The sequence below is a fragment of the Spirosoma profusum genome, from assembly GCF_014699005.1.
Lineage (GTDB): Bacteria > Bacteroidota > Bacteroidia > Cytophagales > Spirosomataceae > Spirosoma > Spirosoma profusum.
Genome location: NZ_JACWZY010000006.1, coordinates 263329 through 276887, shown reverse-complemented (window position 1 = coordinate 276887; position 13559 = coordinate 263329). Strand labels below are relative to the sequence as shown.

Here is a 13559-nt window from a genome sequence, read left to right as displayed (position 1 = left end):
ATAGGCTGATATACCAGTTTCTTGTCCGCTTAAATTTGTCAGAGAATGCGAACAAGCTGCTATTATACCAGCCCGGCCGCATAACAGCTAAGCTGCTTCCTCCCGCTCCGACAGCGTTTTGAGGATTCCGGCCAGTTTGTTTCCACCACTCTGCAACGCTGAAATAACGTTTTTGGCTGGTGATTGTAACAGGCCAATAATTTCACCAATAAGCTCTTCTTTACTCTTCAGTGCGATGAGCGTGTCGAGTTGATCAGCGCCAATGAACAGGCTATAATCGATTGAAGCAGCTTTCAGTTGCAGTTTATCGTTTGTTCTACGAAATTCTTTGATAAGCTGCGCCGGTGCCTTGCCATTCTCGGGGTGAAACATCACCGCCGACTGACCATGCAACACCGTTTCGTTGAAAGAGGTATAATCGGTTTCGAGTGGCTCAAGCGCTTTTTTGATGAAGCTGTTTTTTACCACTTTGTACTCGATACCCCGCTCAAAACACATCCGACGTAACGTATTGACTTCAGCAACCGTCATGCCATTAGCTTCCGTGATGTAGAAGAAGGGAATGGTCTGAAACTTTTCAGACAGTTCCTCAATAATTGCTCCTTTTTCTTCGCGTTTCATGGCTTAAACTCCGGCTACTGTACTTTTATCAATCGTGACTCCCGGGCTCATCGTACTCGACAGGTTAATTGTCTTCACGTACGTTCCTTTGGCCGACGAAGGTTTAAGTTTCAATAACGTACTGATGATTTCCTGTGCATTTTCGGCCAGTTTTTCTGGCGTAAACGATACCTTACCAATACTCGTGTGAATGGCACCCTGTTTGTCGACTTTAAAATCGATTTTACCAGCCTTCACCTCACGAACAGCCTTTGCTACGTCTGGCGTTACCGTACCCGATTTCGGATTCGGCATCAGCCCACGTGGACCCAATACTTTACCCAGACGACCAACTTTAGCCATTACGTTCGGCATCGTGATAATCACGTCGACGTCCGTCCAGCCCTGTTCGATTTTCTGAATATAGTCATCCAAGCCCACGAAATCTGCACCTGCTTCTTTCGCTTCGTTCTCCTTGTCCGGGGTGCAGAGCACCAGAACGCGAACCGTTTTACCCGTACCATGCGGCAACGTAGCAACGCCACGTACCATCTGGTCGGCTTTACGCGGATCAACGCCTAACCGAACGTCAATATCCACAGAAGCATCAAACTTCGTGTACGAGATCTCCTTAAGAATCTCAGCGGCTTGTTGCAGCGAGTATTCTTTAGCAGCGTCGTATTTCGATTGAGCTTCTTTTTGTTTTTTCGTTAACTTAGCCATGTCTTTGTTTGCTTCGGCAAGTCTAATTAGTTCTCGAAGGGCGATGTACCCGTCACCGTAATGCCCATACTGCGGGCTGTTCCTGCTACCTGCTTCATAGCCGACTCAACTGTGAACGCGTTCAAATCAGGCATCTTCGTTTCCGCGATTGTCCGAACTTGATCCCACGTTACCGAGCCAACTTTTTTGCGGTTTGGCTGAGCAGAGCCGCCTTTCAGCTTCGCTGCTTCCATTAGCAGAATCGGTGCCGGTGGTGTTTTGATGACGAAATCAAAGGACTTATCCTTGTAATACGTAATCAGAACCGGTAATACCATCCCCATTTTATCCTGCGTCCGTCCATTGAACTGCTTGCAGAATTCCATGATATTTAAACCCTTGGAACCCAGAGCCGGACCAATCGGAGGTGCGGGGTTGGCTTGCCCACCTTTGACTTGCAGCTTAACGTAGCCACCTACTTCTTTTGCCATTGTGGTAATTGAGTTACGATTTGTCCGCTTACGGTTTTCTTAACAGGTTCGTCACATAACCTATCCGCACACCTATCGCGGCAAATCAACTGGTTCTGGCTGGTCACCCTCTGAGGGAAGCATAGGATGCCGAACCACGGACAACTAATTTATTTAACTAGCTCTCCTTTTCTACTTGTGCGTAACTGAGTTCTACCGGAGTATTCCGGCCAAATATTTTTACAACGACGTTCAATTTCTTCCGGTCATCGAATACTTCTTCTACAGTGCCAATGAAACCACCAAACGGTCCATCAACAACTTTAACATTTTCACCCTTGAGGTACGAAGCACTTGGCGCTACAACCTCCTGGGTTTCTTCATCAACCTTACCTAAAATCCGGTTTACCTCAGCCTGACGTAGCGGAACTGGAACCTTCGATGTCGTTCCGACCTGCGAATTGCCTAGAAAGCCCAACACCCCCGGCATATTTAGTATCATATCGAGCGCTCGGTTATTACCCAGATCAGCCGAAATAAGAATATAGCCGGGGAAAAATGACTTTTCCCGCACGCGCTTCTTACCGTTGCGCATTTCATACACCTTTTCCGCCGGAATTAAGACCTGCGGAATTACTTCGTCTAATTTCTGCCGGATAATCTCGTTATCGAGATAGGATTTAATTTTCTTTTCCTGCCCCGATACGGCCCGAATTACATACCATTGTATACCGCTCATATTCACTGTCATTTATAGCCGAAGGTTGTCAAGTATAGCCAGGAATGTTTCATGATGCTTGACAAAAACTTGACGATGTTAGGCGATACCTGACGCTCTAATTAGAATGACTGATAGAAGGCATTCAGGCCGTTCTCGAATACTAAATCAATTAACCCGACCAGTAGCGCAAAAATCAGCGAGGCTACTAATACCAGTGTTGAGCTGGATTGGAGATCGCTGAATTTAGGCCAAGTCACGTTATGCTGAACTTCTTCCCAGGAAGCCTTCAGAAACGAGATAAACTTGTCCATTTGATGATAAGAGATGGCACGGGTGGAGAGATTCGAACTCCCATCAACGGTTTTGGAGACCGCTATTCTACCCTTGAACTACACCCGTGTATTTTAATTAAAAGTCGTCAATTAATAGTCCTTAGTTTTATTACCGATAGTAGTTTCTAACTACTATCAACTAATGACTTATGACTGTTGACTTGTTTTTCGGACTGCAAAAGTACGAAATAATATTAAAAAACAAGTGCATTCCCGTCAAGAAATGCACTTGTTCTAATTTATTCGATTTTTAGTCTAGGATTTCCGTTACCTGACCGGCACCTACGGTACGTCCACCTTCGCGGATAGCGAAACGAAGACCTTTCTCCATAGCGATTTTGTTGATCAGCGTTACGTCAATCGTGATGTTATCGCCCGGCATTACCATTTCTACGTTAGCAGGCAGTGTAATTTCGCCTGTTACGTCGGTGGTGCGGAAGTAGAACTGCGGACGGTACTTATTGAAGAACGGGGTATGACGACCACCTTCTTCTTTCGACAGTACATAAACTTCAGCTTTGAACTTCGAGTGGGGTTTAACTGAACCAGGTTTGCAGATAACCATACCACGACGGATATCGGTTTTCTCAATTCCACGGAGCAGAAGACCTACGTTGTCACCAGCTTCGCCACGGTCTAGAATTTTCCGGAACATTTCAACACCCGTAACAACTGATTTCAGGTTTTCAGCACCCATACCAAGGATCTCAACTGGGTCGCCCGAGTTGATTACACCCCGTTCGATACGTCCCGTTGCTACCGTACCACGACCCGTAATCGAGAATACGTCCTCAACCGGCATCAGGAACGGAAGATCTGTTTGACGCGGAGGTAGCGGAATGAAGCTATCAACACTGTCCATCAGTTCTTCAATGGTTTTTACCCATTTAGCATCGCCATTCAGACCACCCAGAGCAGAACCTTGAATGACTGGAATGTTGTCACCATCGAAGTTATAGAAACTCAGCAGTTCGCGAATTTCCATTTCAACGAGTTCGAGCAGCTCAGGATCGTCAACCATATCCACTTTATTCATGAACACAACGAGCTGAGGTACACCTACCTGACGAGCAAGCAGGATGTGCTCCCGGGTTTGGGGCATTGGTCCGTCAGTAGCCGCTACCACAAGGATAGCACCGTCCATCTGAGCAGCACCCGTAACCATGTTTTTCACATAGTCGGCGTGACCTGGGCAGTCAACGTGAGCATAGTGACGATTCGCTGTTGAATATTCAACATGCGATGTATTGATGGTAATACCCCGTTCTTTTTCTTCGGGGGCGTTGTCAATCGAGGAGAAGTCCCGAATCGCGGCCAGACCCTTTTCGGCCAGCACTTTCGTAATGGCAGCCGTCAGCGTCGTTTTACCGTGGTCAACGTGACCAATCGTACCGATATTTACGTGCGGTTTCGAGCGGTCAAAATTCTCTTTTGCCATGTTTTTAAAACGCTATTGTGAACTGTTGTTTGTTATTGAATGAATTCGCTGAACTAGATTTAAACCCAGCGAAACCATCCCGTTTAAGGTCTGACGCCATTTGGGCTTAAAACCGCACGGGCGGCTCTATCAAAAAAGACTCCATACGAAGTCTTGAGCCGTTACGGGGACTTGAACCCCGGACCTCTTCCTTACCAAGGAAGTGCTCTACCGCTGAGCTATAACGGCAAAATTCGGGAGTTGTAAAGTTATAAGGTTGTAACGTTCGTTTCGCTTTCGCATCATCAACTTTACAACTCTATGACTATATAACTTGCCCCTTTGAGCGGAAGACGGGTCTCGAACCCGCAACCTATAGCTTGGAAGGCTATCGCTCTACCAATTGAGCTACTTCCGCAAAAAAGAAGTTATACAGTTGTAGGGTTACATGGTTGTAAAGTTTATTGAGTGCGTCAGCAAACTCTACAACTTTTTAACACTATAACTTTATAACTTCTCTCGTGGGGAGTGGAGGATTCGAACCTCCGAAGGCGTACGCCAGCAGATTTACAGTCTGATCCATTTGGCCACTCTGGAAACTCCCCAAAAAGCAATGTTAAAGAGCATTTTCCGCCCCGTTTCCGGTTTGGAGTTGCAAAATTACATGTTTTTATGGTGTTGTCAACACGTGGTTTAAAAATAATTTGGTGACCATCGTTCTTACTTCAACAATTCTGTCAATCGCTTCCCGTCAGGATAATGCATCTCAGCAATACGCCAGCGACCGGCAATCTGTTGCATATCCACTTTAACTTCCTCTGGCTTACTGTTTTTTTCGAACGTTACATAGACAATGGCCTTGGTCCCACCTATAGCTGCCGGTTCTACCCACATCTTTTTGATGGATGCATCTGGGGCATTGTAAAGCAGATTTACTGTAGCGCGATTAATTTTTCCAGGCTTTTTCTGAGCGTCTGCCCAAATAATATCTGTAGTAGTTTTTGTAAAAAACTGCTCAATTAAGCCACGGTCTTTAGTTTCGCGAAGCGGGTTTTCTTTTTTGTTGTGCTCGAAATAAAGAGCACGTACTAATCGGTCGGCGGCTGATCGAGGGGCGCCTTCAGCAGGCCGTTTAGCCAATGAAGCAGCACTATCCTCCGTAGTTGCAGCTGTCGTAGATTTGGCAGCAGATTCCTGTTTAGGTTTGGTTTGACAGGATACGCCAAATAACAAGAGAGCGATTAAAAGACGTGGGGCGATCATAGGATTGAGGAAAGATTTCAAGTTTCAGACTCAACATCAAATCTGAAACTTGAAATCCAACATAAACTACTTACCAAACCTTTATTCGATCTTCTGGTCGTTTATACATTTTGTGGCCCGGTTGCACATTAAAGGCTTGATACCACGCATCGATATTCGCAACTGGCCCATTGCAACGATACATTCCCGGTGCGTGAGGGTCAACTAAAATTAACTGAGCCTGCGATTCAGGACGTACGTTGATTCGCCAGATTTGCGCCCACGACAGGAAGAAACGTTGATCAGGAGTGAAGCCATCAATGGTATTTTTCTTATTAGTCAATTTACCCTGAGCCGTTTTTTTGAACGCATCGTAAGCGATCGCTAACCCGCCTAAATCAGCCAGATTTTCGCCCAGCGTTAGTTGCCCATTTACTTTGATGGAATCAAGCACTTTGAACCCAAAGAATTGCTCTTTCACCTGGTCGGCTCGTTTGCGGAAGTTATCGGCATCGGCTTTAGTCCACCAGTCACGTAATGTACCATCGGAGTCATATTGTCGGCCTGAATCGTCGAAACCATGTGTCATTTCGTGACCGATTACGGCCCCAATACCCCCGTAATTGACCGCATCATCAGCATCTGAATCGAAGAACGGGAATTGCAGAATAGCCGCTGGAAACGCAATTTCGTTATTGACCGGGTTATAATAGGCGTTTACTGTTGGTGGTGTCATTCCCCACTCTGTTTTGTCTACTGGTTTACCCAGGCGATTGATCATGAAGTTATAGCTCCATTTACTCACCGATTTTACGTTATCGTAGTAACCATGCCGGTCAATCGTCACGCCTTCGTAGGTCTTCCATTTATCGGGATAGCCAATTTTCCGCTTAAACGCCACCAATTTAGTTAGTGCTCGTTTTTTGGTTTCCTCGCTCATCCAGTCAAGCTTGTTGATGTGTTCCTTGAAAGACGCTTCGAGATTATCGACCAGCGACATCATGCGCTGTTTAGCCTCAGGCTTGAAATATTTCTGAACGTAAAGCTGCCCCAGCAAATCGCCCAACGTACCATCAATCAACGAACTAATACGTTGCCAGCGAGGAGTTTGCTCCTTCTGTCCCGTCAACACCTTTGTAAAAGCGAAATTCTGCTTTACAAACGCATCGCTCAAGTAAGGAGCCGCATTTTTCAGTACGTTCCAGCGCATATAGGTGCGCCATTCTTCAATGGGTGTAGCAGCCACTAAGCTGTCGAGCGCACGGAAAAAAACCGGATTCTGTATCAACACCGTATCCTGGTTTTTGACGCCATATTTAGTTAATTGATCCGCCCAATTAATGCCCGGCGTTTGCTGATTGAATTGAGTAACAGGGAACTTGTTGTATGTTTTATAGGGGTCACGCATCTCTACACGCGGCATTTGTGCTTTCGCCAGGGCCGTTTCTACCCGCATGATCATGTCGGCTTCCTGTGATGCCTGCGTTGGCTCTTCACCAATCAGAGCCAGCATTTTAGTTAGATGCTCCCGGTATGCGTCACGGATTTTCTGACTGCGAGTGTCGTTCTTCAGGTAATAATCCCGGTCGGGTAACGTAGTACCGCCCTGATTAAACTGAGGCAGGTATTTCGTTACGTTCTTCCGATCCTGCACAACGCCAAAACCAAATAACATTCCGTTGCCCTGCGTTCGCTGATACGCCAGTTCTTCTAACAGGTTCGCTTTGGTGTTTACCTTTTCGATTCGGGCCAAATCGAGTTTAATTGGCTCAAAACCACGTTTTTCAATGGTCAGGCTGTCCATTCCACTGGCGTAATAATCGCCTACCATCTGGTACAAACGCCCTTTCGTCGTCGTTTTCGACGCTTCTTCGAGCAGCGTTTTCATGGCGTCCAGACTTTGCTCATGCAACTGATTGAAGCTACCCCACGACGTTTTTGAAGCCGGAATTGCATTCTGACGAAGCCAGTTTCCATTGGCATACTGATAAAAATTATCGCCAGGCTTCACCGACGTATCCATGTTTTGGGGGTCGATGAATTTTTGGGGAACTACTGCCGCAACGAACGCAATCGTTAAAAGTGTTAGTAAAAGAAAAGTTGTTTGTTTATACATACTGATGTTGTTGATACAGGAAATGGGTAACAAAAATACATAACACGGGCGGAAGCCCGCACTCCAAAGCGAATATTCATCCTCGGAGTGCGGGCTTCCGCCCGTGTTACGTTTAGGTCAATTATTTACTGGAGGCTAAATCTGCTTTAAATTCTTTATTATACGTACCAGCCTTGAATTGATCGAAAGGCTCTTTCTGATGATAATTTTGAGCGAAGTACGTAATAACCTGATGGAAAGTTCGAGGCTCCAGATATCCGGCGATTGGCTGAATCAGGTTGAATTTCTCGTCCATAAATACCGTCGTCGGATAACTCATCTGATTGCGTAATAGTGCGGCAGCCAGTTCGTGAACTCCCCGGCTTCCTCCACTGATGTATTTGAACGTCTGTTTGCCAAGCGTTATATCTTCAGTTTGTTCGGCGTTAAAACGAACAGGGTAGTAATTGGCGTTCACGTAATCAACAATGGCCGGTTTTGAGAACGTTTCGCGATCCATTACCTTACACCATCCACACCAGTCGGTGTAAACATCAACCACAAATTTTCTGGGCTTTTTCTGAGTCAGCGCATACGCTTCCTGAATGGTCAGCCATTTAATGTGTTTTTGTTCCCCACTGGCTTTAGCAGAGGATTGTTCAGCAGGTAGAGTTGTGCGAAATGCACTTGCTGTGAGCAGAACGAAGGCGACAAAAAATAGAAGCAAACGGTTCATACGGCATGTTGTTTTAAAAGTAACGCCTGTTACGGTTAGAAAATTGGCGAAATAGTTGAATAAAAATAACAAAATAACTGGTATCCAGCCAACGTACTGACTGTTACGTTGGTTCACTATACCCTATGAGCAGACGTAGTAAACGTTTAGCTAATCTGCTACGTTACGTATCGCCCGTATAATGTCTCGCTTGTGCGGAGGACCCGGATGTTTTTCAACCGTTAGTCCAGCGGCACGCATGTTACGTTGAACGTAACTCTTTGAACAATAGGTAGTCAACATACCATTTGGGAGCAAAAATTGAGTCATCTTCCGAAAGATATCAGCCTCCCAGAGTTCCGGCTGAGCAGTAGGGGCAAAGGCGTCGAAGTAAATCAGATGGTATTGGGCTTCCGGCCAGAAGTCCTCTAATTTCCCCTGAACCTTAGTCAGTTGAAAATAGGGATTAATGTCAACCAGCGTTTCCCAGGGCGATTCATGTAGATTGGCTAAATAGTTGGTCCCTAATAACGTATCGAAATTAAGCTGCTGCGCATCCTGAACAGCCATCGGATAAGCCTCAACAGCCGTGTATTCTATTTGTCGTTTGTTAGTAACAGCCTCTTTAGCAGTCAGTAAAGCGTTTAGTCCAGTACCAAAGCCCATCTCGAAAATACGTAACGTAGCGACTGGAAATATTTCGAAAGCTGCTTGTAAACCCAATTCAATAAATACCCGCTTTGATTCCTGAAGGGCGCCGTGTATCGAATGATACGTTTTATCAAGCGTCTGATTTACGGCTGTATGCGATCCATCGGCGGTAATAAGCAACTGCACATCTGCTGTCATACGGTATCAATTTTTGGGCTACTTTTGCTTTTATTAATGGATAATGAATATTGAACAAAGAATATCTGTTCATCAATCATAAACATTAATCAGTATACATTATTCATTTATATCAATGATTCAACGCGTTCAGACACTGTTTCTGTTTTTTATTGCCGTTTCTATGGGTGTTGCACTGTCGTTCCCAATTTGGGAAAAAGTCGGGCCAATCTCAACGGAAATGGCTCATTTATCTGCTTTAGAATACACTCACCAACAAGGAGTTACTACCTATGTTGATAAAGTGTGGTATCTTGCTCTATTAATTGCTCTGGTCGGGCTTGTTTCGCTATACGCCATTTTTCAGTACCGTAATCGCCTTACACAGACAGCTTTATGCGCTGTTAACGCGCTCATGCTTACAGCCGTCATGGGTATTGTCCTGTATCGTACCCTATACATTGGTAAGGAGTACGGAAATCCAGGCGAGCAGGGTAATTTTCTGACCGGCTTCTACGCCATTATTGCTGCACTTGTATTTAACATGCTGGCAAACCGATTCATTCGTCGGGATGAAAAGTTAGTACGTGATTCTAACCGGCTACGTTAAAGAATCATCCCACACCGTACCAGCGTCGGGCACTTAAAATTTATTTCACATGAATTTATCACACTCCGATCAGTCCGTTGATGAAACGCTTGATGAGCTGGATTTTGCCATTTTGGGTCAATTGCAGCAGGATGGCCGACGTTCGTTTACCGAAATGGCCGAACAACTGGGCGTTTCGGTTAGTACCATTCGGACGCGGGCGAGCAAACTGATTGAGGACAAAACCATTCAGATTGTTGGGCGTGTGAATACTCAAAAGGTTGGATTCAGGGCCTATGTGCACATCAAAATAGCGGTACGTCCGGCTAAACTAATTGCGTCGGTAGCGCAGCAATTGCAGGAATTCCGGGAAGTCAGTTTTCTGGCCATTACGTCCGGTGATTTCGATTTGCAGGTGGATGTGATGTGTCGGGATAACGACCACCTACTCGAAATTCTTAACGATCGTATTCCTCAAATCGAAGGTGTATATCAGACGAAAACAGATATGTACTTTAAGATCTTAAAATATGCCCAGCCTGATTTGAATCTACTGATGTAGTACGTTTCAGAATAATATTACTTAAAAACCCTATTATTCAGTATTAGACTTTAGTCTAATACTGAATAATAGGGTTTTTCTTTGGCAAAAATCTTTTTTATCATTTTCAATATATTTTTTAGTCATATTATTAGTTTTTATTCTATTTTCTGCAAAAAAGACGGAATATGATTGTCTTTTCTGCAAAAAAGGCATAACGTTATTCCGGTTTCTGTCTTATTCACAAATTTTACATACACTTTCCTCATGACTAAAAAATTACTTTTAGGGTATTTGCTCATGCTAATGAGTATAACTACTCTACATGCTCAGGAACGTATCATAACAGGGCGCATAACTTCCTTAGAAGATGGCAGTGCGCTACCCGGCTCCACCGTAACTGTGAAAGGAACATCACGAGGAGCTACCGCCGATGCCACAGGTAAATACAGCATCTCAGTACCGGTTTCGGGCAAAACAACGCTGGTTTTTTCGTCGATTGCGTTCACCTCGCAGGAGGTAGTACTGGGAGCACGCTCTATGGTTGATGTAGTGTTGGTGGAAGCGGTTGGCATGTTGAGCGAAGTAGCGGTGGTTGCCTACGGCACGCAGGACCGCCGAACCATTACGGGTGCACAGACGTCGGTAAAAGGAGCCGATTTGACCAAAGCATCGTTGCCCACCCTTTCGGATATGTTACAGGGGAAAGTTCCGGGCCTGCAAGCCGTGTCGACCGGTCAGCCGGGGGCCAATACACAAATCCGGATTCGGGGTATTGGCTCAATTACGGCCGGTGCTGACCCACTCTACGTAGTGGATGGCGTACCGATCAACTCTGGCGATTTGTCACGTATTACCACTACATCAAATGCACTGGCGGGTATCAACCCCAACGATATTGAGGACGTAACGGTCTTGAAAGATGCTGCTTCATCCTCCATTTATGGCTCACGAGCCGCCAACGGCGTTATCCTGATTACCACAAAACGGGGCAAATCGGGCCCGACGCGCTTTCAGGTAAATGCCGAAACCGGTTATACCGACGCGGTAATTCCAGACATTGCCAAACCATTAAACAAAGAGCAGTACATTAACCTGACCCGCGAAGGCCTGGTTAATGCGAATTACACACAAGCGCAGATTGACCAGATAGTAACGACCTATGGCGCCAGTAATCCCGAAACCAACTGGTTCGATGAGTTGACACGGCGGGGAAGCCAACAGCAGTACAATATTTCGGCATCGGGCGGCAACAACAAAACCACGTTTAATATTTCAGGCGGGTACTATCGGCAGTTAGCAACTACCATTGGGTCAAATTTCAAACGCTATACTGCCAATCTTAATTTACAGCACAACGCCAGCGAAAAACTGTCGTTCCGGCTGGGCATGAACATCGGTTCGGTGTATCAGAATACGCCATCGAACTCCAGTTTCTTCGCCAACCCGATTTACGCAGCGTTTTTGCTACGTCCCACTCAGAATCCGTACAACGCCGATGGAAGCATTAATCTGTCGCTTACCGATTTTCCGAATGGTGGCGTTTACAATGCCATTGCGGAAGCCAATTTAAACCGACGCGACTATCAGAACGTTCGGGGTATCGGTACGGCACGAGTTGAGTATCGTCCGCTTAAAAACCTGACACTGAGCAGTCAGTATGGTGTCGATTTCTCCATGTTAGAAGAATATCGGTACCGTGATCCAAATTTTGGCGACGGTTACACTGCCAAAGGTTCGGCCAGCGCTTATTACACCCGCTATTTTAACTGGACCTGGACGAATCTGGCAGAATATCGATTTAATCTGAACGGCGCACAGGATTTTTACGCCGACCTGAAAGTTGGCTACGAAGCTCAGAAATCGAACGGTTATTTCATTTCGACGACCGGTACTACGTTCCCCAATTCGCCCGATCTAACATCGTTAGTAGTAGCGGCAACACCAACCCTGGCCAGCCAGACCGGTTCCGATTATTCCTTTACGTCGCTGATTTCAAACGTACTATTCGACTATAAGAAAAAATATAACCTTACAGGCAGTTTCCGGCGCGATGGTTCGTCACGATTCGGGATTAATAACCGCTACGGTAATTTTTACTCGGTTGGCGCATCCTGGAATATCAACGAAGAAGCTTTCTTCCCGAAAACCGCTACGTTATCGGCGCTTAAACTTCGGGCATCGTATGGCGTGAACGGAAACGCTGCCATCAGCAACTACCAGTGGCAAGCAACGTATGGCTTTGGAAACAACTATAATCAGGCTCCCGGCAGCATTCCAAATAACGTCGGAAACGCCGATTTAACCTGGGAATTGAACAAACCTTTCAACGTCGGTATCGACGCCAGTCTAATGGGCAATCGGCTTAACGTAACGGTTGATTACTATAACCGGACAACCAGTCAGTTGCTCCTGAACGTACCACTTTCGCGTACGTCGGGCTTCAGCACCATTCTGGATAACGTGGGATCGATGGTCAATAAGGGCTGGGAATTTAGTGTCAGTGCGAACCCAATACAAGGCGCTATCGCCTGGAATGTGAACGCAAACGCAGCCATTAATAAGAACCAGATTACGCAGTTATACGCCGGTCAGGATATTCTGGATGGTCAGTTTATCCGGCGGGAAGGGCTTGATTTTCAGTCATACTACATGCGTGAATGGGCCGGTGTCGATCCACAAAACGGAAACCCACTCTGGTATAAAAACATAGCCAATGCCGATGGTACACTCGACCGTAGCACAACGACTAATTACAACGAAGCGCAACGTATCGTTTACAAGAGCGCATCGCCCAAACTGATTGGCGGGTTCGGTACTACGTTGTCGTTCAAAGGTATTACGCTTGACGCTCAGTTTAGCTACAATTTCGGCAATTACATGCGGGACGGCTGGGTCAATTACTATTTCAGCGATGGCTTTAATCCGCAGTATAACAAGCAGGTACGCCAGCTCGACCGCTGGCAGAAACCGGGCGATGTTACTAACGTACCGAAATACGTTTACAACGGCAATAACGGTTCCTATCAGGCATCCACGCGTTTTCTGTATAAAGCTGATTTCATCCGATTGCGGGCCGTTACGTTGTCTTACTCGCTTCCACAGGCGCTCATTAGCAAAGCCAAACTGAATCAGGTTCAGCTTTACGTTCGGGGGACCAATCTGTTCCTGTTTACTTTCGATAAAGACTTGCCAAACGATCCGGAATTATCGATCAATAGCCAGCAGGATTTGAATCCGTTCATCAGCAAAATTGTCAATGCGGGCATCAATATTGGTTTCTAATCACCTTCTCCATCGCATCAAA

General features: G+C 45.9%; 13 protein-coding genes and 4 tRNA genes. 3 read left to right on the top strand and 14 right to left on the bottom strand.

Going from position 1 to position 13559, the window contains the following annotated elements; genetic code table 11:
* Positions 1 to 87: 87 nt before the first annotated feature.
* The 14 genes from rplJ to mnmD all read right to left on the bottom strand — a co-directional run bounded on the left by rplJ (position 88) and on the right by mnmD (position 9143).
* Positions 88 to 621, bottom strand: coding sequence for a 50S ribosomal protein L10 (gene rplJ / locus IC229_RS10060; RefSeq protein ID WP_190886830.1), 534 nt, complete (start codon positions 619 to 621; stop codon positions 88 to 90).
* 3 nt (positions 622 to 624) lie between these two features.
* Positions 625 to 1323, bottom strand: a complete 699-nt coding sequence (rplA, locus tag IC229_RS10055) for a 50S ribosomal protein L1 (RefSeq protein WP_190886829.1) — start codon at positions 1321 to 1323, stop codon at positions 625 to 627.
* 26 nt (positions 1324 to 1349) lie between these two features.
* Positions 1350 to 1793 (bottom strand): 50S ribosomal protein L11, encoded by a 444-nt coding sequence (gene rplK / locus IC229_RS10050; protein WP_190886828.1) that lies wholly within the window; start codon positions 1791 to 1793, stop codon positions 1350 to 1352.
* A 157-nt stretch (positions 1794 to 1950) separates the two neighbouring features.
* Positions 1951 to 2511, bottom strand: a complete 561-nt coding sequence (gene nusG / locus IC229_RS10045) for a transcription termination/antitermination protein NusG (RefSeq protein ID WP_190886827.1) — start codon at positions 2509 to 2511, stop codon at positions 1951 to 1953.
* A gap of 101 nt (positions 2512 to 2612) precedes the next feature.
* A complete protein-coding gene (secE, locus tag IC229_RS10040; RefSeq protein ID WP_012928967.1) occupies positions 2613 to 2804 on the bottom strand; it encodes a preprotein translocase subunit SecE in 192 nt (63 codons plus the stop codon).
* A 14-nt stretch (positions 2805 to 2818) separates the two neighbouring features.
* Positions 2819 to 2892: transfer RNA gene (locus tag IC229_RS10035), tRNA-Trp, on the bottom strand.
* A gap of 183 nt (positions 2893 to 3075) precedes the next feature.
* Positions 3076 to 4263 (bottom strand): elongation factor Tu, encoded by a 1188-nt coding sequence (gene tuf / locus IC229_RS10030; RefSeq protein WP_190886826.1) that lies wholly within the window; start codon positions 4261 to 4263, stop codon positions 3076 to 3078.
* A 156-nt stretch (positions 4264 to 4419) separates the two neighbouring features.
* A tRNA-Thr gene (locus IC229_RS10025) sits at positions 4420 to 4491 on the bottom strand.
* Between the two features lie 96 nt (positions 4492 to 4587).
* A tRNA-Gly gene (locus IC229_RS10020) sits at positions 4588 to 4660 on the bottom strand.
* Between the two features lie 104 nt (positions 4661 to 4764).
* Positions 4765 to 4847 (bottom strand) — tRNA-Tyr (locus IC229_RS10015).
* A gap of 115 nt (positions 4848 to 4962) precedes the next feature.
* The gene (locus IC229_RS10010) at positions 4963 to 5505 is read right to left on the bottom strand and encodes a hypothetical protein (RefSeq protein WP_190886825.1); all 543 of its coding nucleotides are present in this window, start codon (positions 5503 to 5505) and stop codon (positions 4963 to 4965) included.
* A gap of 70 nt (positions 5506 to 5575) precedes the next feature.
* The gene (locus IC229_RS10005; protein ID WP_190886824.1) at positions 5576 to 7600 is read right to left on the bottom strand and encodes a M13 family metallopeptidase; all 2025 of its coding nucleotides are present in this window, start codon (positions 7598 to 7600) and stop codon (positions 5576 to 5578) included.
* Between the two features lie 121 nt (positions 7601 to 7721).
* Positions 7722 to 8315: a thioredoxin family protein gene (locus IC229_RS10000; protein WP_190886823.1), complete on the bottom strand. Its 594-nt coding sequence runs from the start codon at positions 8313 to 8315 to the stop codon at positions 7722 to 7724.
* A 150-nt stretch (positions 8316 to 8465) separates the two neighbouring features.
* Positions 8466 to 9143, bottom strand: coding sequence for a tRNA (5-methylaminomethyl-2-thiouridine)(34)-methyltransferase MnmD (gene mnmD / locus IC229_RS09995; protein WP_190886822.1), 678 nt, complete (start codon positions 9141 to 9143; stop codon positions 8466 to 8468).
* 115 nt (positions 9144 to 9258) lie between these two features.
* Between mnmD and IC229_RS09990 the strand changes: the two genes are divergently transcribed.
* From IC229_RS09990 to IC229_RS09980, 3 genes are all read left to right on the top strand, one after another.
* The gene (locus tag IC229_RS09990; RefSeq protein ID WP_190886821.1) at positions 9259 to 9732 is read left to right on the top strand and encodes a DUF4293 domain-containing protein; all 474 of its coding nucleotides are present in this window, start codon (positions 9259 to 9261) and stop codon (positions 9730 to 9732) included.
* 49 nt (positions 9733 to 9781) lie between these two features.
* The gene (locus tag IC229_RS09985; RefSeq protein WP_190886820.1) at positions 9782 to 10273 is read left to right on the top strand and encodes an Lrp/AsnC family transcriptional regulator; all 492 of its coding nucleotides are present in this window, start codon (positions 9782 to 9784) and stop codon (positions 10271 to 10273) included.
* Positions 10274 to 10519: 246 nt separating this feature from the next.
* Positions 10520 to 13537: a SusC/RagA family TonB-linked outer membrane protein gene (locus tag IC229_RS09980; RefSeq protein WP_190886819.1), complete on the top strand. Its 3018-nt coding sequence runs from the start codon at positions 10520 to 10522 to the stop codon at positions 13535 to 13537.
* Positions 13538 to 13559 lie beyond the last annotated feature (22 nt).